Origin of the sequence: Streptomyces sp. NPDC102441, assembly GCF_044765585.1 — a bacterium.
In the GTDB taxonomy this organism is placed as follows: Bacteria; Actinomycetota; Actinomycetes; order Streptomycetales; family Streptomycetaceae; genus Streptomyces.
Genome location: NZ_JBIWKH010000017.1, coordinates 57,512 through 78,413 on the forward strand (window position 1 = coordinate 57,512; position 20,902 = coordinate 78,413).

Consider the following 20,902-nt stretch of genomic DNA (forward strand, 5'->3'; position numbering starts at 1 on the left):
CGCGTCAGCCGCAGGGGCCGGTCAGCCGGCTCCGAAAGACGGTTTCTCCGTCCTGTGCCGCCGTGACCAGTACCGAGGTCTCTCCGGGGGCGGCGGGCAGAATCTCGGCGGCGATCCAGCAGGGGCGGTCGAACTCGGCGTACCGCTCGAACGTGCTGGTGACGGCGGTCGGTTCGAAGCGCGCAGGGTGAAGGGCCCCGCGTGCGGCCTGGTCGGCAGCCTCCATCAGGGCAAGCCCCGGGACGTGGTCGACGGGGTGGTCGTACAGCACGACGTTGTCCACGTCGTTGCGCAACTGCCAGCGCCCGGGGCGGTCTCCGGCTGCCAGGACCACGTCGGCCGGGGCGTCCCGGCCCACGGTGCGGGGATCGACCGGAGCGGGCAGCGGCCATGTGTTCCAGTCGACGGTGAAGTGTTCGCCGCGAAGCCGTCGGTACACGCGCGTGGAGAGCCAGCCGAACTCGGAGTCCGCGCGGACCACCACGCTGCCACCCTGGAGGACGCGGAACTCCATGTCGAGTGAAGTGACCTTTCTTCCCCGCTCCTTGGTTCCCTTGACTGTGACCTCGACAGCGAGGTCGCAGGGCCCACCGGACGGCACCTCGAACCCGGGAGCGACGGTGAAGTCGAAGTAGTTCAGCAAGGTGTGATCGGAGAGGGGTGCGCCGTACGCGGCGTGCGCGATGGTCAGGCCGCTCTGCCGGACGGTCTGTGTGAGCATCCGCGGGTCGTAAGCAAGGCCGGCAGGCGGGGCCGGCCATGTCGCGGACAGCGAGAATTCGCCATCTTCCCTGCGCCGCCAGGACGTGAGGAGGACCATGTCGGAACGTCCGAGGTGGACGAACTCGTCGCGGATGCCGTCCCGCCCCTCAGCCGCGGGGAGCGGCGGGCACTGAACAGTGGGTATGTCGGGCACGGTCCTCCCGGACATGGCGCAAAATGGGTCTTACGGCGCTGATATGATACCGGCTCACCGGTACTTTTTGAAGTAGCATCTTGCAACGTTCAAAGGGGAGTGCGAGTTGGCACGACAGCAACGGGCGATCCGCACGCGCCGAATCTTCCTGGAGGCGGCCGCCGAGGTCTTCGACGAGCACGGCTACGACGCCGCCACCATCGCCGCGATCCTCGACCGGGCAGGTCTCACGCGGGGCGCCCTCTACTTCCACTTCACGTCGAAGGAGGAGCTGGCCCGTGGCGTCCTCCTGGAGGCCGTGACGGCGGAGGGGGTCACCCCGCAGACCTTCAAGCTGCAGGAGTGGGTGGACATGGCGCTCCTGCTCGCCTACCGGCTGCCCCGGGAACCCTTGCTCAGCGCCTCGATCCGGCTGTCCGTGGACCCGCGTGCGCGTGGGCTCTTCGGCACCCGATGGCCGGACTGGATCGTTCTCGGGACAGAGATGCTGACCGAGGCCAAGGAGCGCGGCGAGCTTCTTCCGCACGTCGATCCGGAGGCCACATCCCGGCTGGTCGTCGGGGCATGGACCGGGGTGCAGCTGGTGACGGAGTCCATGGCCGAGCCCCCGGACCTGGTCGCCGAGATATCTGCGCTTTTCGAGCTCATCCTGCCCAACAACGCGGTCCCGGGTGTGCTGGCCAGGCTCGACACCTCCCCGCACCGCGCGGCACGCATCATCGAGCAGCAGCAGCAGGCGGTCCCCGTTTCCTGACCGCCCGGGCGGTGCCGCGGACCGCGTCCCAGAGCTCACCCGATCGGGTGTGGGCACCTGCGACGTGGCTGGTCAGCCCGCATGGTGGCTCTATGTGGCTTCGCCGAACCGCCGTGTGCGCCATGGTCGTGCCGCTGGCGTTCCTGGTGCTCCGGGACGCGCCGGTACGGCTCGCCGCGCCTGAGCGGACCACCGCGAAGCCGGCGACGCCGCCCGCCGCCCCGCGGCCCAGGATCGTCAGCCGGGCCGAGTGGCACGCGGACGAGAGCATGGTGAAGGAGGACGCGGTGTACACGGGGACGGTGAAGGCCGTCTTCGTCCACCACACCGGGCACACCAACAACTACGACTGTGCCGACGCCCCCAGGATGCTGCGGGCGATGGAGGAGATGCACGTCCGGGGCGAGGGCTGGGACGACATCGGCTACAACTTCGTGGTCGACCGCTGCGGGACCGTCTACGAGGGCAGGGCGGGCGGTGTCGGACGCTCCGTGCGCGGTGCCCACGCCACCGGATTCAACGCCCACAGCGTGGGGATCGCGGCTCTCGGCACCTTCGACCCCGGCGTTCCGGTGCCGAAGGCGCTCATCGAGGGGATCGCGAAGGTGGGCGCGTGGAAGCTGGACCGGGCCGTCGACCCGCGGGGCATCGTGCGGATGGTCTCGACGAACGGCGACAGCCTGTACCGGCGCGGTGAGGTGGTCTACCTCCACGCGGTGGCCGGTCACCGCGACACCTACCAGACGTACTGCCCCGGCGAGGCGCTCTATGCCCAACTGCCCGCCATCCGCGCCGAGATGGCCCGGCTCCGGAACCGTAAGCAGTAGGGCCTACCGCGCGACGTACTGGGTGAGGACCGCCTGCACCTCGTAGATGTCGACGCCCTTGGTGAACGTCTTCTGGATGGGCGTGGCGGAGCCGGAGAGCCAGATCTTGAGCTCGGCGTCCATGTCGAAGTGTCCCGCCGTTTCCACCGAGAAGTGCGTGATGCTCCGGTACGGGACGGAGTGGTACTCCACCTTCTTGCCGGTGATCCCCTGCTTGTCGATGAGGACGAGCCTGCGGTCGGTGAACAGGATCGTGTCGCGGATCAGCAGATACGCGGCGTGCACCTGCTCGCCCTGCCCGAGAAGTCGTGCGTAGTCACGCTGTGCGGCCGCCGGGTCGACGGTGTGCGCATTGCCGAACAGTGCCATGAGAGACCCCCACCTGAGTGAATGTGCGGACGTTGAACGCGTCAAAGCCCACTGAAAAGAATATCGGCGGCTTATCTGTTCGTGCCCTTGCACACCTTCCGGAGCACAGCGGAGGAATACCGTCATGCCGGCATCACCCCTCGCCAAGCGGCCCGTCGAATCGGTGCTCGCCCTTCTGCTCGTCCTCCTGAGCGTGCTCGGCCTCGCCGGCCGCAGCGTCGCGGACGCCCCCGCCAAGGTCCTGGCCCCGGCTCCCGCCCAGGCCGTTCCGGCCCAGGCCCCCGCCCGCGCCGTCATCGCGCCGACCGTCACGGCGGGTACGGACTGGGACCGCATCGCCGAGTGCGAGAGCAGCGGTCGCTGGGACACCAACACCGGAAACGGCTACCACGGCGGCCTCCAGTTCGCCCCCTCCACCTGGCGGGCCTACGGCGGCGGGCAGTACGCACCTCGCGCCGACCTCGCCAGCAGGCCCGAGCAGATCGCCGTCGGTGAACGCGTCGCCCGGTCGCAGGGAATGGGCGCCTGGCCCACGTGTGGGCGCCTCGGTGCGAGCGGTACGTCGAGTTCCTCGTCCAGCGGTGGAAGCAGCGCCGGCGGTGTCGACGGGAGTGACACGGCGCAGGCGGCCCCCGAGCGTCAGTCGACCGGCAGTTCGAACAGCGGCTCGGCGGACAACGGCAGCACGTCGTCCGGGAACACGTCGTCCGGGAACACGTCGTCCGGCAGCTCGAACGACAGCGACGACAGCGACGACAGCACCGCCGGCAGCGACAGCGGAGCGACGCACTACTCGGAGGACCTTGCCGACGCGGAGACGTACGTCGTCGAGGCCGGCGACTGCCTCTCGGTGATCGCCGAGCGTGCGGACGTGTCCGGTGGCTGGACCGCGCTGTACGAGCTGAACCGCGAGGTCCTCGACCAGGGACCGCACCTGATCTTCCCCGGTCAGCGCCTCCGGCTGAACGCCTGACCCGTGACGGCCACGATGATTCAGCTCTCGGGAGTGAGGATGCAGGCCTTGCCGATGAACAGCACACAGCACCCCCGGAAAGTGCAGGAGCCCGGCGGCCGTGCTGCTGAGGCGGAAGGCCTGGCGGGCGGCACGGCCGGAGGAGGCGTCATGGGTCATGGACGTGAAGTGCGCGGCGAGGGCGTCGAGCGTGCGCGGGTCCAGCTCGTAGCGGTGGGTCTCACACATGGAGCCGGTGACAGTGACGGTGAACGGGTTCGGCGGTGCCGACACGGATGCCGCCCCCTACGTGCCCGTCGGCCGGGCAGTCGTGTCCAGGGCCTGAGGGGCGTCCCTCACCGGCGTGCGGAGCCCGTGCCCCGGGCGGAGCCGGACGTCTCGTCCGCCTCTGCCTCGTGCCGGTGGCACTCGGAGTTCTGACACGGCCCGGCGCCCCAGTGCGGGACGAAGATGCCGAGGGTCTTGTGCCGCGCCAGCACGGTCGCGACGGGCTTCTTACAGGCCGGACACACGTACTCCGCCTGCCGGTCGGTCTGACGCTCGGTTCTGGCCATGCTTTTACGGTAGCCCCGGAGGGGACATTTAGAAACTTTTCCGACTTTTTACCACTGCTTGTGCCGGCCCTTGCCTCCGCGGCTGCCTCCGGAGCGGTCTGTCCGGATGCCACGGGGAGCGGTCCCGGCCGGAACCTGGTGCCATGGAGCGGGGGACGCCTCGACGAAGGGACCACCGGTCATGGCACGTGCACCGTCACCGGCCGCAGTCCTGCTCTCCGTGCACGCCGTCGTCTTCGACACGGACGGCGTGATCACGGACTCCGCCCCGGCGCACGCCGCGGCCTGGAAGGAGGCGTTCGACGCCTGCCTGGCCTCACACGAAGGGCAGCGGCCCTTCGACGAGGCGGACGACTACCGGCGCTACGTCGACGGCAAGGCGCGCAAGGACGGTGCTGCCGCGTTCCTCGTGTCCAGGGGCATCGACCTTCCCGAGGGCAGTCCCGACGACCCCCCGGGCACCGGGACGGTGTGGGCCGTCGCAGCCGTCAAGGACGAGGCGTTCACCCGGCGCCTGCGGTCCCGTCCGATCGCGGTCTGGCCGGGGACGGTCCGCCTCCTGCACGTGCTGCACGACGCCCGCGTCCCGTTCGCCGCCGCGTCCGCGTCCCGGCACGCGACCGAGCTGCTGGCCGGGGCCGGTCTCCTGGACCTCTTCACGGCGGTGGTCGACGGCAACGAGGCGCGCCGCCTGGAGCTGCCCGGCAAACCGGACCCCGCCCTGTTCACCGAGACAGCACGGCGCCTCGGGGTCCCGCCCGGCGAAGCCGCCGTCGTGGAGGACGCGCTGGCCGGAGTGGAGGCGGGCAGGCGGGGCGGCTTCGGGCTCGTCGTCGGGGTGGACCGGACGGACAGCCCCGAGGGCGCCGGCGACCTGCGCCGTCACGGCGCGGACCTCGTGGTGGCCGATCCGGGGGACCTGCTGATCAACGGGGAGGACTGATGGCGCGCGGCTGGACCTGGGCGTACGAGGGATACGACCCGGAGAAGGAGCGCCTGCGCGAAGCGCTCTGCACACTGGGCAACGGCTACTTCGCCACCCGGGGAGCCGCGCCCGAGACGCCGGCGGGCGAGACGCACTACCCGGGCACGTATGTGGCGGGCTGCTACAACCGGCTGACCTCCTCCGTCCAGGGGCGCCAGGTCGAGAACGAGGACATGGTCAACCTCCCCAACTGGCTGCCGCTGCGCTACCGCATCCGCCCCGCCGGCTCCCGCCCCGGCCCGTGGCTGACCCCCGACCACGCGCACCTCGCCGAGCACCGGCAGTCGCTCGACCTGCGCGGCGGGACGCTGACCCGCCACTCGGTGTACGAGGACGGGGCCGGCCGCCGCCTGACGGTGGCGCAGGAGCGCCTGGTGCACATGGGCGACCCCCATCTGGCCGCCCTGCACACGCAGTTCACCGCCGAGGGCTGGTCGGGCGAGCTGGAGGTGGAGGCCGGGATCGACGGCGACATCCGCAACAACGGTGTAGCGCGCTACCGCGAACTGGCCGACCGCCACCTCACCGGCTGGGAGACCGGCACGGAACCCGGCTCCATGGTGTGGCTGCGCTGCCGCACGGTGGAGTCGGACATCGGCATCGCCCTGGCAGCCCGCACCGTGGCCTCCTGCGGCCCGGAGAGGAACGGCGACCACCGGGCCGAACCGGAGCAGCAGCCCCGGGCGGTCCACCAGAGGCTGCTGCTGCCGCTCGCCCCGGGCTCCGGGGCCGTCGTCGACAAGACGGTCGGCCTCTACACCTCCCGCGACCCGGCCATCGGCAGTCCGTTGCGGGCCGCCGTGTCCGCGGTGGGCGACGCCCCGGCGTACGCCCGGCTGCGGGCCTCGCACCGCCGGGCCTGGGCCGACCTGTGGCAGCAGGTGAAACTGGAGGTGCCGGGCGAACCCGGACGCATCCTGCGGCTGCACCTCTTCCATGTGCTCCAGACCCTTTCCCCGCACACCGCGGAACTCGATGTCGGGGTACCGGCCAGGGGGCTCCACGGCGAGGCGTACCGGGGGCACGTCTTCTGGGACGAGCTGTTCGTGCTGCCCTTCCTGAACCTGCATCTCCCCGAGGTCTCCCGCGGGTTGCTCGACTACCGCCACCGGCGGCTCCCCGCGGCCTGCGCCGCCGCGCGTGCGGTGGGCAGAGCAGGGGCGATGTACCCGTGGCAGAGCGCCGACGAGGGGCGCGAGGAGACCCAGGAGGTCCACCTCAACCCCCGCTCGGGCCGCTGGCTGCCCGACCGCTCACGGCTGCAGCACCATGTCGGCTCGGCGGTGGCGTACAACGTGTGGCAGTACTGCCAGGCCACCGGCGACACGGAGTACCTCTACTCCAAGGGCGCCGAGATGGTGATGCAGATCGCCCGTTTCTGGGCGGACAGCGCCGAGTGGGACGACGCCGTCGGGCGGTACCGCATCAAGGGAGTCGTCGGGCCCGACGAGTACCACGACGCCTATCCGGATTCCGACGCCGCGGGGCTCGACGACAACACGTACACGAACGTGACGGCGGCCTGGGTGCTGGCACGGGCCGGCGAGCTCTGCGCCTCCCTGCCCCGGAGCCGGCGCCGGCAGCTCCTCGAACAGATCCGGCTGGACCCGGCGGAACTGGACCGCTGGGACGACATCTCCCGGCGGCTGTACGTGCCCCACCACCGGGGTGTTATCAGCCAGTTCGCGGGTTACGGAGACCTGGACGAGCTGGACTGGGACGGCTACCGGCAGCGGTACGGGGACATCCGGCGCCTCGACCGGATCCTGGAGGCGGAGGGCGACACCGTCAACCGCTACCAGGCGTCCAAGCAGGCCGATGTGCTGATGCTCGGCTACCTCTTCCAGCCCAAGGAGCTCGTCGCGCTGTTCCGGCGGCTCGGCCACACACTCGACGACGAGACCTGGCGGTCCACCGTCGACTACTACGTGGGCCGTACGAGCCATGGCTCCACCCTGAGTTCCCTCGTCCACGCCTGGGTGCTGGCCAGGGTCCACCGCGACGACGCCTGGGCGTACTGCGAGGAGGCGCTGATCGGCGACGTGGCCGACATCCAGGGCGGTACGACGGAGGAGGGCATCCACCTGGGCGCGATGGCCGGGACCCTCGACTTCGTCCAGCGCGGCATGACGGGCCTGGACACCCGCGACGACGCCCTGTGGCTCGCGCCGGCCACGCTGCCCCAGCTCTCCAAGTTCCGTATGCGGCTGCGCTTCCGCCGGCACTGGGACGTGGACCTGCGCATCCGCGCCGAGCGTCTCAGGATCGCCGTACCGGACTCGGAACGGCCGGGGGTCCGGGTGAAGGTGGACGGCAGCGCCTACATCATCGAGCCGGGCACGGCGCGCTGGCTGGAGCTGCCCGAGGACATGCCCGGCGGCTGGTGAAGGCCGCCCGGGGCACGCGCCGGTTCACAGGGGCGGGTCTCATGCGGGCCGGGAGGAGACCAGTACGCCGATCTTGTCGATGCGGTGCTCCGGATTGTGGTGGGCGTCGCGCCAGAAGTTCCCGGCCGCGTCGTCCTCCGGGGTCGCGCAGGTCGAGAGGGTGATCATCGCCCGGGTCGGCTTCTCACCCGGCTCGCCCGGCACCTCGGCCCGCTGGGCGGCGAGCGAGCGCTCGGACCGGAAGGACGTCTCCCGGGTCCCGGTGATCCGGTACTCGTAGACCGTGGAGCCCTCCGTGACCTGCACCTTGTCGCCCGTGTCCAGCGACGGCAGGTCGCGGAACGGGCCCCCGGCGGAGAGCCGGTGGGCCGTCACGAGATAGTTCCCCGTCTCGCCGGGCCCGACGCCGCCCTCCTCGCCGTACGGGCCGGCGGCCACACCACGGTCCTGGACACGGGTGCCCGGCCCGTCGTCCGTCGTCCCCTCGTACGGGACCACGCGCAGGTCCGTCACCCCGATCGCCGGGACGGTGAGCTCCGCGGTCGCCGTACGCGGGTCGGTCCGGTCGGACGGGGGCCCGGCGGACGGGTCCGCGGCGGCCGGTGCGGTGGCGCCGGCGGGTGCGGTCGCGGCGGCCGGGGGAGGCGCGGCGGCGGCCACTGCGGCAGGCCCTCCGGCCGCCAGCAGGGCCACGGCCGCGCCCGCGAGGGCCCGGGACACGCCTCGGAATCCATGGGGTCGGTGCATGACGGGATCCGGATCAGTAGCCGGTGATGCCTGGGGCGGGCCCGCGAGCACGGCCCGCACCCTTCCAGTACACCACCGGTCAGACGATCGTGTCGGGCCTGCCGAGCAGCTCGCCCACCTCCTCGGCGCTCAGCTCCGTGAGCTCCTCGCCCACGAGCAGCCAGCGGGTGATCCCGACCGACTCCAGGAACGCCAGATCGTGGCCCGCGATCATCAGCGCGCCCTCGTAGGACTCCAGGGCGCTCGTCAGCTGGCGCACGCTCGCCAGGTCCAGATTGTTGGTCGGCTCGTCCAGCATCAGCAGCTGCGGGGCAGGTGTGGCGAGCATCGTCGCCGCGAGAGCGGCACGGAAGCGTTCGCCGCCCGAGAGGGTGCCCGCCGGCTGCTCGGCGCGTGCCCCCTTGAACAGGAAGCGGGCGAGCTGGGAGCGGATCTCGTTGTCGGTGGTCCCGGGCGCCGCGCGGGCCACGTTCGCGGCGACGCTCAGCCCGTCGTCCAGGACATCGAGCCGCTGCGGCAGGAAGCGCAGCGGCACATGGGCCCTGGCCTCGCCCTCTTCCGGCGCCAGCTCCCCGGTGAGGGTGCGCAGCAGCGTCGTCTTGCCCGCGCCGTTGCGCCCGATCAGCGCGATGCGCTCGGGCCCCCGGACATGGAGCTCACCGTCGCGCAGGGTGCCGAAGCGGGGGCGGAGCCCGTGCGCGCTCAGTACCGTGCGGCCCGCCGGGACTGCGGTGTGAGGGAGCCGCACCCGGATCTCGGCGTCGTCGCGGATCGCCTCCGCCGCCGTGTCGAGCCGCTCCCGCGCGTCCTGGAGCCGGTCCTCGTGCAGACCGCGGAGCTTGCCCGCCGCCTCCTGGGAGGACCTCTTGTGCGCGCCCGCGACGATCCGCGGCGCACGCCGCTCGGCGTCCATCTTCTTGTTGTGCCGCTGACGGCGGGCCACCTTGGTCCGGGCCTCCTCCAGCTCGCGTTTCTGCCGGCGTACGTCGGACTCGGCGGCCCGCACCATTCGGCCGGCCGCCTCCTGCTGGGTGGCCAGTGCCTCCTCGTAGGCGGACCAGCCGCCGCCGTACCAACTCACCGCACCGGCACGGAGATCGGCGATGCGGTCCACCCGCTCCAGCAGGTCACGGTCGTGGCTGACCACGACGAGCACGCCGGAGCGCCAGGACTCGACGGCCTCGTACAGCCGGCGGCGCGCGAACACGTCGAGGTTGTTGGTCGGCTCGTCGAGCAACAGGACGTCGGGGCGCTCCAGCAGCAGTGCGGCCAGCCGCAGCAGCACGGTCTCGCCGCCGGACAGCTGTCCCACGGTGCGGTCGAGTCCGATGTCGCCGAGGCCGAGCGACCCCAGGGTCGCCAGGGCCCGTTCCTCGACGTCCCAGTCGTCGCCGACGGTCTCGAAGTGCTCCACGGCGACATCGCCGGCCTCGATCGCGCGCAGCGCCGTACGCCGCGCGGTGATGCCCAGGGCGTCCTCGACGCCGATGTCCGTGTCGAGGGTGAGGTTCTGCGGCAGGTAGGCGAGGTGCCCGCCGACGGTCACCGAGCCGGCGGAGGGCTTCAACCGGCCCGCCAGCAGCCGCAGCAGGGTGGACTTCCCGGAGCCGTTGGTACCGACGAGCCCGGTGCGGCCCCGCCCGAAGCCGACGGACAGCCCGTCGAGGACCTCCGTGCCGTCCGGCCACCGGAAGGAGAGGGCGGAGCAGCTGAGAGAGGCGGCGGGCGTGGTGGGATGGGACATGTGGTCCTCGCAGTCGCAAGCGTGTGAACAGGGGCTTCGTATGCGAGCACCACGCGGCGACCGGCCGGGAGAGGGAGGGTGCGGTCCTCCGGACATACGGGGGACGGATCCTGCACCGAGGTCGCATCCACGCGGTGGGTCACGGGGCGGCAGAAGAGCCGACAAGGCGTGACGGGCTACGGCAGGGGCCGTACCGCGCGATGATCGCGGACCTCAGATGCGCAACGTCCACCTCTATCGGAGACGACAGGACTCGAAAACTGTACACCGGACCCGGCTCCGGCGGGGGTGAAGACGTGCGGAGGCCGTCTTGACGCGGGACCGCGGGCATCCATACCGTCTGCTCGCCCGATCGCAAGGAGATTCGCAACTTTCGGCCCCGAGCGTGTCCGGCCCCGCAGGTCCGTCCCGCAGCCCAGGAGGCACCCCGATGAGACCGCGCTCCACAGGATCCCCGACTACCTCGGGCCCCCGCTTACGCGTACGAAGGGCAGCCCGCCACCTCGTGGCCGTAGCCACCGGGGGCCTGCTCCTGGCGACGGCGGCCACGCCCGCCGTGTCCGCCGAGCCCTCCGAGCCCGCGTCCCGTGGCCACAACACCGGTTCCTGGACCGGGACATGGGCCGCCGGTCCCACGACGGCCCCGGCCTCGGACACCACCGCGTTCGAGGACGAGACGATCCGTCAGACCGTCCGCATCAGCATCGGCGGCGACCGGGTCCGCGTCCGGCTGTCGAACGAGTTCGGCAGCGGCCCCCTGGTCATCGGCGAGGCCCGCGTCGCCCGCCCTGCCGCGGACGGGCCCTCCTCCCGGATCGACCCGCGCACCGACCGGCCGCTCACCTTCGGCGGGCGCACCTCGGTGACCGTCCCCGCGGGAGCCCCGCTCCTCAGCGACCCGGTCTCCCTGCGGGTGCCCGCGGGCACGGACCTCGTGGTGAGCATCCACCTGCCCGGGCCCACCCCGGGCTCGACGCTCCACGCGTCCGCCTTCCAGCACAACCACGTGGCCGCAGGCAACGTCACCGGCCGTGCGGACATCGAGCCGACCGCGACCATCGAGCGCTGGTACTTCCTGACCGGCGTGAGTGTGACCACGTCCCGGCCCTCCTCGGCCGTCGTCGCCCTCGGCGACTCCATCACCGACGGCTCCGTCACCGAGGCCGACGCCAACCACCGCTGGCCCGACTTCCTCGCCGGGCGGCTGCGCGCCTCCGCAGGACCTGACGCCGTGGGCGTCCTCAACGAGGGCATCGGCGGCAACCGCCTCCTGCACGACCCCAATCCGCCCGCCGGATCCGACGCCGAGGACTTCGCGGCGTACTTCGGCCAGAGCGCCCTGCGCCGCTTCGACCGCGACGTCGCCGCCCGGCCGGGCGCCGAGCACCTGATCGTGCTCCTCGGGGTGAACGACCTCGGTCACCCCGGCACCGTCGCCCCCGAGTCGGAACGGGTCACGGCGGCCGACCTCATCGAGGCCCACCGCCAGATCATCGCCCGCGCCCACGACCGGGGCCTGAAGGCCTACGGCGGCACGGTCCTGCCCTTCAAGGGCGACACCCTGGGCTTCTACACCCCGGAGAACGAGGCCGCCCGTCAGGCCCTCAACCGCTGGATCCGCACCGGCGGCGAGTACGACGGGGTGGTCGACTTCGACAGGGCGCTCCGCGACCCGTCCGACCCGCAGCGCCTCCTCGCACGCTACGACAGCGGCGACGGCCTCCACCCCAATGACGCCGGAGCCGAGGCGATGGCCCGGGCCGTGCCCCTGCGCCTCCTGCGCTGAGCCCCGCAGGCCCCCGCCCCGGACGCCCCCGCCGCGCAGGCGGCGGGGGCGTACCGGGCGACATACACCGAACTGGTACATGGGCTGCCGTTGGTACATGTCGATGAAGCGCACCAATGTCTACGCGGACCCCGAAGACCTCGCGATCATCAAGGAGGCCGCCAGGCGGCGCGGCATAAGCGAGGCCGAGATCATCAGGCAGGGAATCCATCTGGCCGCCATGGCCAACCGGGTCTGGGACGAACCGCTGTTCTCCCGTACGTTCACCGGTCCAGGGCGCACGCTCGCCAAGGACGAGGCCCGCGATGCCGTGGCCGACGCGGTCCGGCGCGAGTCCGTTCCCGGGAGCACCGGGTGATCATCGTCATCGCGGACACCTCCGGCCTGCTCGCGGCCCTCGACTCCGCTCATCCCGATCACCGGGGGGCCACGGAAGCGATCATGGGCGCGGGGCTGCTCGTCATGTCGCCTCTCCTGCTCGCCGAGCTCGATCACGTGGCCACGAGGGAACTGGGACGCACGGCCGCGGTGAGCGCGATCGACGACATCCGGGGCTGGATGCGCCGCGGCCGGGTCTCGGTGCCGGAGATCACCGAGGACCACCTCGGCGTCGCCCAGTCGGTGCGCGCCCGTTACGAGGCGCTCGACCTCGACCTCGCCGACGCGGTGAACGTGACCCTGGCCGCCGACTACGACACCGACGCGATCCTTACCCTGGACCGCCGCGGCTTCCGCGCCGTACGTCCGCTGGGCCGGCACAAGGCGTTCCGTATCGTGCCGGACGATCTGCCGCTCTGATCGGCCGGCGCCCGTCCCCGGCCCGGCCTGGTCAGCGCAGCGTCTTCAGCATCTCCGCCCCGAACGGCGTGATGTCCTCCGTGCGCCCCCGCAGTGTCTTCGCGGCCCACTCGGGGTCGGCGATCAGCGCGCGGCCGACGGCGACCATGTCGAACTCGTCGCGCTCCAGCCGGTCCAGCAGCTGGTCGATGCCGGTGACCGAGGAGCTGTTGCCCTGGAAGGCGCTGAAGAAGTCACCGTCCAGGCCCACCGAGCCGACGGTGACCGTCGGCCTGCCGCTGATCTTCTTCACCCATCCGGCGAGGTTCAGGTCGGAGTCGTCGAACTCCGGCAGCCAGTAGCGGCGGGTGGAGGCGTGGAAGACGTCGACGCCGGCCTCGGCCAGCGGCGTGAGGAGGGAGTCCAGCTCCTCGGGCGTCCGGGCGAGCTTCGCCTCGTAAGCGTTCATCTTCCACTGGGACATGCGGAAGAAGAGGGGGAAGGCGTCGGACACGGCCGCGCGGCACGCCGCCACGATCTCCGCCGCGAAACGGGTGCGCGCGACGATGTCGCCGCCGTACGCGTCGGTGCGGCGGTTGCTGCCCTCCCAGAGGAACTGGTCGATCAGGTAGCCGTGCGCTCCGTGCAGTTCGATGCCGTCGAAGCCGAGACGCTCCGCGTTCGCCGCGGCGTCGGCGAACGCGGCGATGACGTCGTCGAGGTCCTTCTGCGTCATGGCGCGCCCCTTGGGCTCGCCCGCCAGGGAGACGCCCGACGGGCCGACCGGCTCCGCCTCCGCCACGGGCGGGGTGCCCTCGGCGCGCGTGACACCCACGTGCCACAGCTGCGGGATGATCGCGCCGCCCTCACGGTGCACGGAGTCCACGACCCCCGCCCAGCCCGCGAACGCGTCCTCGCCGTGGAACAGCGGGACGCGCCCGCTGGTGCCGGCGGAGGCGTGGTCGACGTAGGTGCCCTCGGTGATGATCAGCCCCACGCCACCGGCGGTCCGGCGGGCGTAGTAGTCCGCCACGTCCTGGCCGGGAACGCCGTTCGGGGAGAAGTCCCGGGTCATCGGCGCCATGGCGATCCGGTTGGGCGATGTCAGTCCGCGGACCGAGAAGGGGCGGGAGAGGGCGGCTGCTGCACGGCGGGCGTTCTCGTCTGTCACTGCGTGTCCTGTTCGGAGGGTGGGGGCAGGTCCATCCGTCGCCAACATCCGGCCGGCGCCCCCGCATCCCCGGACCGGGCCGATGTGGCGGACGTCTCCTCTCGGTCTTCCGTCCGCGCGTCCAGCAGTCCGGATCGATACCGGCGAGTTCACGCCGGTAGGTGGCCATCACCCGCCGGCGCAGCATGGTGTCGTGGCGTGCCCGCCAGGCGAGTGCGTCGTCATCGGTCACCAGGTGGACGGTGCGGCGCATCAGGTGGGTGCGTACGACATGCCGGTCCGTGAGCGCCCGGTCGAGCCGGCCGGGCGTGAAGGCGTGCAGCCTCGACCACAGGCCGGTGAAGGGCTCCTGGGGTTCCTGGGCCTGGAGGCCGGACAGATGCGCCACGGCCTCCCGGACCGGTGCGGTGGTGCGTTCGAGCAGATACTGGCGGGCGAGGGTGGCGCGGTTGCGAGCGCGTGCGCCGAGGACGGTCATGGGGCGGGGGTCAGCCGGCGTACGGAGCCGCGACATCCAGGACCCAGGTCACGCCGAAGCGGTCGGTGAGCATGCCGTACAACGGGGCCCACTGCGACGGCTCCAGGGGCTCCACCACCGTCGAGCCCTCGGCCAGCTTCTGCCAGAGGGCGCTGATCTCGTCCGTGCCGTCGCCCCGCACGGAGACGAAGAACGGGCTGCTGCCCCGGTCCCAGGGCAGGTGCGAGGGCACGTCGTAGGCCATGACGTGGAAGCCGTTGTCGCCCACCACCTCGCCCCACACGACATGGTCCGCCTCCTTCTCGTCCTGCGCCTTGCCCATGTCCCCGTACGTGATCGCGGTGACGCGCCCGCCGAAGACGGACCGGTAGTGGTCCAGTGCCGCCCTCGCGTCGCCCCGGAAGTTCAGGTGGGTGGTGGTCGTGACGGACATGGCCTTCTCCTTGTTCGAGCCGCAGCCGCTCCGGCTGATCTCGATACCGACCCTTCCACCGGTAGCGGACAGGTCGGGTCCTGTACTGCGGGCAGAATCAGGAACATGCAGAAGACGTCCTCCCGGCTGCTCGCACTGCTCTCGCTGCTCCAGGCGCATCGCGACCGGTCCGGTGATGAACTCGCCGAGCGGCTCGGCATCACCCCGCGCACGGTGCGCCGAGACATCGGCCGCCTGCGGGAACTGGGCTACCCGGTCCGCGCCTTCAAGGGGCCCTCCGGCGGCTACCGCCTGGACGCCGGCTCGCAGCTGCCCCCGCTGCTGTTCGACGACGGCCAGGCCGTCGCCCTGGCCGTCGCCCTGCAGTCCGCGGCCACCAGCGGCACGATCGGCGAAGACGCCGCTCGGGCGCTGTCCACCGTCCGCCAGGTGATGCCGCCCCGTCTGCGTCAGCGCATCGACATGCTGCGGGTCACCGCCGTCGAGCCGCCCGGGACCGGCGACGCCTCCCCGGTCGGCACCCAGCTCCTCGTGGAGCTCGGCCGTGTCATCCACGCCCGGGAGGAACTGCGCTTCGACTACGGGGACGTCGCCACCGGTCCGGCCGGCCGGGCCCGCCGGACACAGCCCCACCACCTCGTCACCTGGCGCGGCCACTGGTACCTGATCGCCTGGGATCTCGACCGCGACGACTGGCGCACCTTCCGGGCCGACCGCATACGCCCCCGCACCCCCACCGGCCCGCGTTTCACCCCGCGCGACCTCCCCGGCGGTGACGTCGCCGCGTTCGTCACCGGCCGGTTCCGGGGGACCGACGGCTCCACCACCGACTGGCCCTGCCGTGGCGAAGTCGTCCTCGGCCTCCCCGCGCGGGATGTGGCCCCCTTCGCGCAGGACGGAATCGTCGAGGAACTCGGCCCAGGCCGCTGCCGCCTCACCCTCGGCTCATGGTCGTGGACGGGTCTCGCCACCGCCGTCGGCCACTTCGACACCGACATCCACGTCATCGGTCCACCACAACTGACCCACGCCTTCGCCGAACTCGCGGTGCGTTACGCCGACGCCGCGGGGGGCCCGGCCACTACCCAGGCGGGTTGAGCTTGCGGAAGTACGTCCAGCTGGTCTCGTTCGGCTCGCTCCACTTCTCCGGGGCGTGGGCGAACTCCGGGTGGTGCCCGGCCACATAGGCACGGGTCCGCTCGGGGACCTCGGCGTACGAACCGAGCTTGCGGCCCCGGCAGTGGAAGGTGAGGCCGCCGGGAGCCTGGCCGCGCGCCATCCACGGCAGCCACGGGGACATCCGGGTCCACGACATGGTGGCCGGTACGCCGGGGGCCGGGCCGGCCAGGTCGGCGCGGTCGGCGAAGAACTGGAAGAGCTCCAGGGCCTTGTACGTGTCGCCGGCCGAGTGGACGGGGTACTGCGCCACCGGCAGTGGCGAGGGGTAGGCGAGCGGGATCTCCAGGCTGAAGCAGACCTGTCCGCCGAGCTCGGTCGTCGGGACCGGGAAGGGACGCCACTTCTGGTTCGCCGGGTCGTTCCAGATGTGCGTCACCGGCAGGTCCTGCCAGGTCTCCAGGATCTCTCGGGTGACGGGGTCCAGATAGAAGGCGGCCTCGCGGGTGAGCAGTTGGTAGGCGTCCGGACCGGCCTCGGCGTCCTGGACCAGGCGGGCGACGTTGAGCCCCTCGAAGCCGAAGACACGCTGGTAGGGCTCGTCCGGGGCCCAGGAGTACACGTCCCCGGACCACCAGTAGGTGACCTCCTCGCCGTCGAGTGAGGCACGGGTGCGGGCGAAGGAGCGGAGCAGCTCCGCGGGTGTCGTCATACGCACCACTCTGCGCGGCCCGCGCCCCGGCCGGGCGGGAAACGCCCATGCCGGATGCGGAAGGGCTGGAAGAAGACGCTCCCGCGACCCGCGACCCGCGACCCGCGACCCGCGACCCGGGACACGCGGCCACGGGCCGACGGCCGGTGATCGCGGCACCAGCCGGTTTTCCTGAGGCGTATCGGACAAGCCACGGAGCGGAGTTGATGTGATCCAAACGTTCCCGCGAGCCGCTGTCGCGGGGATACAGTCCGGCCAGTGGGGGATCGGGGACCAGGGGAGGGGCCGACATGCTGGATGTCGTGGCGCTCAGCGCGCTGACCGCATTCCTCACGGCGGTGGGCAACGGCGCGGCAGGCGAGATGGGCAAGCAGCTGCTGTTGTCGACCGGTGTGCTGGCGAGAAGGGCCACGGGGCGCGAGACGCCGCTGCCGGCCAGCCGTGAGGGCTGGGAAGCACTCGCCGGTCAAGTGCACGCCCGGCTGGGCGACGACCGGAGGCAGGCCGCTGAATGGGCGCTGCTTCTCCGGAGCCTTCCGGGGGACGCGGCGGCCCTGGCCACCGGGGGCGGACTTCCCCCCGCCTCACGCCACTTCACCGACCGCAAGGACGTCGTCAGGCAGCTGAGGCGGGAAGTGACCCGCCCCGCCGCGGGCCGGCCGCGCGTCGCGCAGCTGTACGGCCCTCCGGGGATCGGCACCACCGCGGTGGCGCTGCACCTGGGTGCCGCCTGCCACGACCGGTTCCCCGACGGACAGTTCTACGTCGACCTCCGCGACGACGCCGGGGAGCTCGGGCCGGCCCCGGCAGCCGTGTTGCTGCGCCTGCTCCGGCAGATGGGCGTCGAAGCCGACCGGATTCCGCCCACCGAGGCAGCCCGGGAACAGCTCTACCGGCGGCTCGTCAGCGGCCGTCGGGCGATGGTGGTGATCGACCACGCGTCCTCGGTGGCACAGGTCCGCCGCCTCATCCCCTCCACACCCGAGGTCTTCCTGCTGGTCGTCGTGTCCGGCCGGCCCTTCCTGCTGGAATCCGAACCCGTAGCGGTGCACCCACTGACCGGGCGGTACTCGCTGGAGATGATGAGGAAGGTCGCGGGCCGGGACAGGATCACGCGTGCCAGGGCGCAGATCCCGCACGTGCTGGCCCACTGCGCGGGCAACGCCTTCGCCCTGAAGGCCACGGCGATGCGCCTGCTGGCCGGGGACGAGGAGCTGGACCTCCCGGACCCGGCAGCGGATGCGCCGGAGAGCCATCCGGTGCGCGACACGGCCCGGGCCGGCTGCCGCCGGGTCCGGCCCGGGACGGCCCGTCTGTGCCGGCTGACCGCACTGGGCGGCTGGCCGTCCGTATCCGCCCGGCTCGCCGCGGCTGCCGCAGGCGTCTCCGAGGAGGAGGCCGCCCACATGCTTGCCGAGGCGGCGGACGCCCAGCTGCTGGAGTCCCTGCCCGACGACCGCTACCGGTTCCGGCCCGAGGTGGGCCGCTATCTCGCGGACACGGCCGGGCCGGAGCACGGGATCGCCGAGTGTTCCGCGGCGGTCGCGCGGACGCTCGACGCCCTGTTGAACCGGGCGCTGCACGCCGCCCACGCCGCACTGCCCCAGAGCTGGCGGACCGAGCCGGCACCGGCCCAGGGAGAGGCGTACGCCGATGAGGCGGCAGGGGTGGCCGTGCTGGCCGCCGAGGCCGGCAACCTGGTCCGTGCCGTGTCCGTCGCCCGGGAGTACGAGCACATCGACACCGCGCTGCGCCTGGGACGCGCCCTCTGGCCCCTTCAGCTGAAGGCGGGCCACTGGGACGAGGTGCTGCCCGCGCTCCGTATCGCCGCCCGCTGCGCCGACGAGCATCAGCCGGGGTCCCGGACCGCGGGAGCGCTGCACTTCCAGCTCGGGCACTGCCTGGGCGAGCTCGGCCGGCCGGAAGAGGCGGACCGGGAGGCGGACTCCGCGGTGCGGGCCGAGCGTGAGGCGGGCCATCTGCGGGGCGAGGCCTCCTCCGTGGAGCTGCGGGGGCTGCTGAGTCTCCACCGCTGGCTGTACGGATCGGCGTACGAGCGGTTCGTCGAGGCGGAACACATCTACGGCCGGATCCCCGCGGGCCAGGAAGGCGCGGACGATCTGCCGCGCGCCTACGCCCTGGCCCGCCGCCACCAGGGCAGGGCCCTGCGCGGCATGGGGCGGCTCGACGAGTCACGCCGCCTGCTGGAGGGCGCGACCGAATTCTTCGCGGGGCGGGGCGAGGCGTACAACCAGGCCCGGGCACTCACGGACCTGGCCGAGACCCTTCACGACGCGGGTGAGAACCCCGAGGCGCTGACGAGGATCTCGGAGGCCGAACGCCTGCTCACACCGGCTGCGGCTCCGCACCTGGGGTACCTCGCCGCCCTACGCCTGCGCTGCGGGATCCCCGCGTAGCGCAGGCGCCACCGTCACCGGATGCACACCACCGGCCGTGCGCATCCGGAGCGTGACACCTCCGGCAGGGACCCGGCCTCCGGCGCCCAGCCACGCCGCCAGAGAGGAGGCGTACGCCGCCGGGTCGGCGTCCGCTCCCGGGCCGGCCGACAGCAGGAACCCGCCGTGCTCCCGCGTCCGGACGGTGCACGTGCCGGGACCGGTCACATAGGCGGCGGCGGAACAGTGCGGATACCGGTCCAGCACCTCCGCGGTCCACAGCCCGGGCCCGCCCAGGCGGGGGTCGTCGGCCGGGCCCTCGCGCATGATCACGTCGGCCGACTCCAGGCCGCCGGGGTCCAAGGTGTCCTCGTGCACGGCGAGGTGGGTGGGGCCGTCGGCCTCGTACGGCTGCCCCGTGGAGCGTTCGACGACGACCTCCGTCCCCCGGACACGCGTCCGCACGTGCAGCGGGGCCGTATGCCGCGGCGGATCGTACGCGGGCAGGGGCAGCGGCTCCAGCAGCGCGGGTGACCCGGGCTCCGGGAGATCCATCAACGCGTAGAAACGCTGCCGCAGCAGGGCCGCGGAGGCGCCGGGAGCGGAGGTGGTGAACTCGGCCGGCCCGGCGAGCGGACGGTGCTCCGCCAGCGTCCGCTCCACCTGCGCCCGCAGCGGGCCGTGCGGGTCGAGCCGAGGCGCGTCCCGCACGAACGAGGCAAGCGGTGCCTCGGGATCCAGCCGGTCCTGTACGGCGGATCCCAGCATCACGGGGATGCCCAGGGCCGCCGCGTAGTAGGAGACCGCGCCGAAGTCCCCCAGAACGAGATCCGCGGCCAGGAGGGCCTGCCGCCAGGCGTGCACGGGATCGATCAGGATCAGGCCGCTGCGACGAGCACGGCCCGTCCACGCGCGGATCTGACCCGGGCCGTGCCCGAACCAGATGTTCGGATGCAGGACGGCCGCCAGCCGGTAGTCGTCGGCCGGCAACTCGGCGGGGAGACGGGGAAGCAGGCTCGGCAGGACGTCCTCCTGGCTGCCCCCGTTCCCGAAGAGACCCTCCGGGTTCCAGGTGGAGTTCAGCACGACGAGCCGCTGGCCACGGCGTACGCCCAGGGCGCGACGGAACCGTTCACGGTGCGGGCGGGCGGCCAGCATGCGGTCGAAGCAGGGATCCCCGGCGAGCACCGCGGACGCCTCGGCCTCGGGGCACGAGCGGCGCAACCGCTCGAGCTGTTCCGGGTGGGACAGGACGAGCGCGTCCACGAACGTCTCGCCGCCGGCCAGCAGCCATTCCGGCGAGAGGCCGAACGTCGGCTCCCGGCTCCCGGCTCCCGGCTCCCGGCTCCCGGCTCCCGGCTCCCGGCTCCCGGCTCCCGGCTCCCGGCCGGCCAGCTTCTTAGTATATCCGACGCCATGGGACAGTACAGCCAATTTGCCCTGTATTGCGCTGAGTTGACCTCCGAAGCTGGCGGACACCGCGAGGTCGACCGGTATCGACCGTGCCTGCCGCCACGGGAGAACGGGCAGCCCCAGCTCGGCGAACAGCTCGGTGAGGCCCGCGCTGAAGGCCGACGACCCGGTCGAGGTCACCAGCAGCTGTATCCGGAAGTCGTCGTGGAACAGCGGCAGTACGTCCAGAAGGCGCCCGGCGGAGGTGACGTTGTGCGCCACCAGAAGCACCCTGCGGGCGGCCGACCGGCTGGTCCACAGATGGGAGTCCTCCCCGACCGGCACCCGTACCGCCGGGGGATCAGCTGGCCCCACGTGTCACCTC

19 protein-coding genes and 1 pseudogene are annotated in these 20,902 nt (G+C 72.2%); 10 read left to right on the forward strand and 10 right to left on the reverse strand.

The window, feature by feature from the left end; genetic code table 11:
* Positions 1-4 precede the first annotated feature (4 nt).
* On the reverse strand, positions 5-916 hold the full coding sequence (locus tag ACIREO_RS31910) for a ScbA/BarX family gamma-butyrolactone biosynthesis protein (protein WP_404116503.1): 912 nt from the start codon (positions 914-916) through the stop codon (positions 5-7).
* Positions 917-1,022: 106 nt separating this feature from the next.
* On the opposite strand from ACIREO_RS31910, the gene ACIREO_RS31915 reads away from it, so the two are divergent.
* Both ACIREO_RS31915 and ACIREO_RS31920 read left to right on the forward strand, forming a co-directional pair.
* A complete protein-coding gene (locus tag ACIREO_RS31915) occupies positions 1,023-1,670 on the forward strand; it encodes a ScbR family autoregulator-binding transcription factor (protein WP_404116504.1) in 648 nt (215 codons plus the stop codon).
* 92 nt (positions 1,671-1,762) lie between these two features.
* A complete protein-coding gene (locus tag ACIREO_RS31920) occupies positions 1,763-2,497 on the forward strand; it encodes a peptidoglycan recognition protein (protein ID WP_404116505.1) in 735 nt (244 codons plus the stop codon).
* 3 nt (positions 2,498-2,500) lie between these two features.
* Here the strand turns inward: ACIREO_RS31920 and ACIREO_RS31925 are convergent, their stop codons facing one another.
* A complete protein-coding gene (locus tag ACIREO_RS31925) occupies positions 2,501-2,866 on the reverse strand; it encodes a PH domain-containing protein (protein WP_404116507.1) in 366 nt (121 codons plus the stop codon).
* Between the two features lie 124 nt (positions 2,867-2,990).
* Here ACIREO_RS31925 and ACIREO_RS31930 point away from each other — a divergent pair, with 124 nt between their 5' ends.
* Positions 2,991-3,839 (forward strand): transglycosylase family protein, encoded by an 849-nt coding sequence (locus tag ACIREO_RS31930; protein WP_404116509.1) that lies wholly within the window; start codon positions 2,991-2,993, stop codon positions 3,837-3,839.
* A gap of 335 nt (positions 3,840-4,174) precedes the next feature.
* Here ACIREO_RS31930 and ACIREO_RS31935 read toward each other — a convergent pair whose 3' ends face one another.
* Positions 4,175-4,393, reverse strand: coding sequence for a hypothetical protein (locus ACIREO_RS31935; RefSeq protein ID WP_404116511.1), 219 nt, complete (start codon positions 4,391-4,393; stop codon positions 4,175-4,177).
* Positions 4,394-4,574: 181 nt separating this feature from the next.
* Here ACIREO_RS31935 and ACIREO_RS31940 point away from each other — a divergent pair, with 181 nt between their 5' ends.
* Both ACIREO_RS31940 and ACIREO_RS31945 read left to right on the forward strand, forming a co-directional pair.
* Complete coding sequence (locus tag ACIREO_RS31940) at positions 4,575-5,336, forward strand: HAD family hydrolase (RefSeq protein WP_404116513.1); 762 nt, start codon at positions 4,575-4,577, stop codon at positions 5,334-5,336.
* The gene (locus tag ACIREO_RS31945) at positions 5,336-7,765 is read left to right on the forward strand and encodes a glycoside hydrolase family 65 protein (protein WP_404116515.1); all 2,430 of its coding nucleotides are present in this window, start codon (positions 5,336-5,338) and stop codon (positions 7,763-7,765) included. The genes ACIREO_RS31940 and ACIREO_RS31945 overlap by 1 nt, the downstream gene beginning before the upstream one ends.
* A gap of 39 nt (positions 7,766-7,804) precedes the next feature.
* On the opposite strand, the gene ACIREO_RS31950 is transcribed toward ACIREO_RS31945, so the two are convergent.
* A complete protein-coding gene (locus ACIREO_RS31950; RefSeq protein ID WP_404116517.1) occupies positions 7,805-8,512 on the reverse strand; it encodes a class E sortase in 708 nt (235 codons plus the stop codon).
* A gap of 79 nt (positions 8,513-8,591) precedes the next feature.
* Positions 8,592-10,256, reverse strand: a complete 1,665-nt coding sequence (locus ACIREO_RS31955) for an ABC-F family ATP-binding cassette domain-containing protein (protein WP_404116519.1) — start codon at positions 10,254-10,256, stop codon at positions 8,592-8,594.
* A gap of 505 nt (positions 10,257-10,761) precedes the next feature.
* Here ACIREO_RS31955 and ACIREO_RS31960 point away from each other — a divergent pair.
* The 3 genes from ACIREO_RS31960 to ACIREO_RS31970 all read left to right on the forward strand — a co-directional run bounded on the left by ACIREO_RS31960 (position 10,762) and on the right by ACIREO_RS31970 (position 12,840).
* A complete protein-coding gene (locus tag ACIREO_RS31960) occupies positions 10,762-12,042 on the forward strand; it encodes an SGNH/GDSL hydrolase family protein (RefSeq protein ID WP_404116521.1) in 1,281 nt (426 codons plus the stop codon).
* Positions 12,043-12,139: 97 nt separating this feature from the next.
* Positions 12,140-12,400 carry a CopG family transcriptional regulator gene (locus ACIREO_RS31965; protein WP_404116523.1) on the forward strand — a complete coding sequence of 87 codons (261 nt, stop codon included), beginning with the start codon at positions 12,140-12,142 and terminating at the stop codon, positions 12,398-12,400.
* Complete coding sequence (locus ACIREO_RS31970; RefSeq protein ID WP_404116525.1) at positions 12,397-12,840, forward strand: PIN domain-containing protein; 444 nt, start codon at positions 12,397-12,399, stop codon at positions 12,838-12,840. The genes ACIREO_RS31965 and ACIREO_RS31970 overlap by 4 nt, the downstream gene beginning before the upstream one ends.
* A 31-nt stretch (positions 12,841-12,871) precedes the next feature.
* Here ACIREO_RS31970 and ACIREO_RS31975 read toward each other — a convergent pair whose 3' ends face one another.
* The 3 genes and pseudogenes from ACIREO_RS31975 to ACIREO_RS31985 form a co-directional block, all read right to left on the reverse strand.
* Positions 12,872-13,990 (reverse strand): NADH:flavin oxidoreductase, encoded by a 1,119-nt coding sequence (locus ACIREO_RS31975; RefSeq protein ID WP_404116527.1) that lies wholly within the window; start codon positions 13,988-13,990, stop codon positions 12,872-12,874.
* A gap of 132 nt (positions 13,991-14,122) precedes the next feature.
* Positions 14,123-14,468, reverse strand: a pseudogene (locus ACIREO_RS31980) (DNA glycosylase AlkZ-like family protein); the annotation flags it as partial.
* Between the two features lie 10 nt (positions 14,469-14,478).
* On the reverse strand, positions 14,479-14,901 hold the full coding sequence (locus ACIREO_RS31985; protein ID WP_404116528.1) for a VOC family protein: 423 nt from the start codon (positions 14,899-14,901) through the stop codon (positions 14,479-14,481).
* A gap of 105 nt (positions 14,902-15,006) precedes the next feature.
* On the opposite strand from ACIREO_RS31985, the gene ACIREO_RS31990 reads away from it, so the two are divergent.
* On the forward strand, positions 15,007-15,999 hold the full coding sequence (locus tag ACIREO_RS31990; RefSeq protein ID WP_404116529.1) for a helix-turn-helix transcriptional regulator: 993 nt from the start codon (positions 15,007-15,009) through the stop codon (positions 15,997-15,999).
* On the opposite strand, the gene ACIREO_RS31995 is transcribed toward ACIREO_RS31990, so the two are convergent.
* Positions 15,983-16,729, reverse strand: coding sequence for a DUF1838 family protein (locus ACIREO_RS31995; protein WP_404116531.1), 747 nt, complete (start codon positions 16,727-16,729; stop codon positions 15,983-15,985). The genes ACIREO_RS31990 and ACIREO_RS31995 overlap by 17 nt on opposite strands.
* A 290-nt stretch (positions 16,730-17,019) precedes the next feature.
* Here ACIREO_RS31995 and ACIREO_RS32000 point away from each other — a divergent pair, with 290 nt between their 5' ends.
* Positions 17,020-19,146 carry an ATP-binding protein gene (locus ACIREO_RS32000; protein ID WP_404116532.1) on the forward strand — a complete coding sequence of 709 codons (2,127 nt, stop codon included), beginning with the start codon at positions 17,020-17,022 and terminating at the stop codon, positions 19,144-19,146.
* On the opposite strand, the gene ACIREO_RS32005 is transcribed toward ACIREO_RS32000, so the two are convergent.
* Positions 19,117-20,892 (reverse strand): hypothetical protein, encoded by a 1,776-nt coding sequence (locus tag ACIREO_RS32005; protein WP_404116534.1) that lies wholly within the window; start codon positions 20,890-20,892, stop codon positions 19,117-19,119. The two genes, ACIREO_RS32000 and ACIREO_RS32005, sit on opposite strands and share 30 nt — an antisense overlap.
* Positions 20,893-20,902: the final 10 nt, after the last annotated feature.

What these genes read in the sequence shown, in the direction of transcription:
- ACIREO_RS31945 (WP_404116515.1), top strand. Translation starts at nt 5,336, where the DNA reads ATGGCGCGCGGCTGGACCTGGGCGTACGAGGGATACGACCCGGAGAAG.
- ACIREO_RS31965 (WP_404116523.1), top strand. Translation starts at nt 12,140, where the DNA reads ATGTCGATGAAGCGCACCAATGTCTACGCGGACCCCGAAGACCTCGCG.
- ACIREO_RS31955 (WP_404116519.1), bottom strand. Translation starts at nt 10,256, where the DNA reads ATGTCCCATCCCACCACGCCCGCCGCCTCTCTCAGCTGCTCCGCCCTC.
- ACIREO_RS32000 (WP_404116532.1), top strand. Translation starts at nt 17,020, where the DNA reads ATGCTGGATGTCGTGGCGCTCAGCGCGCTGACCGCATTCCTCACGGCG.
- ACIREO_RS31920 (WP_404116505.1), top strand. Translation starts at nt 1,763, where the DNA reads ATGTGGCTTCGCCGAACCGCCGTGTGCGCCATGGTCGTGCCGCTGGCG.
- ACIREO_RS31935 (WP_404116511.1), bottom strand. Translation starts at nt 4,393, where the DNA reads ATGGCCAGAACCGAGCGTCAGACCGACCGGCAGGCGGAGTACGTGTGT.
- ACIREO_RS31940 (WP_404116513.1), top strand. Translation starts at nt 4,575, where the DNA reads ATGGCACGTGCACCGTCACCGGCCGCAGTCCTGCTCTCCGTGCACGCC.
- ACIREO_RS31985 (WP_404116528.1), bottom strand. Translation starts at nt 14,901, where the DNA reads ATGTCCGTCACGACCACCACCCACCTGAACTTCCGGGGCGACGCGAGG.
- ACIREO_RS31950 (WP_404116517.1), bottom strand. Translation starts at nt 8,512, where the DNA reads ATGCACCGACCCCATGGATTCCGAGGCGTGTCCCGGGCCCTCGCGGGC.
- ACIREO_RS31930 (WP_404116509.1), top strand. Translation starts at nt 2,991, where the DNA reads ATGCCGGCATCACCCCTCGCCAAGCGGCCCGTCGAATCGGTGCTCGCC.
- ACIREO_RS31995 (WP_404116531.1), bottom strand. Translation starts at nt 16,729, where the DNA reads ATGACGACACCCGCGGAGCTGCTCCGCTCCTTCGCCCGCACCCGTGCC.
- ACIREO_RS31925 (WP_404116507.1), bottom strand. Translation starts at nt 2,866, where the DNA reads ATGGCACTGTTCGGCAATGCGCACACCGTCGACCCGGCGGCCGCACAG.
- ACIREO_RS31990 (WP_404116529.1), top strand. Translation starts at nt 15,007, where the DNA reads ATGCAGAAGACGTCCTCCCGGCTGCTCGCACTGCTCTCGCTGCTCCAG.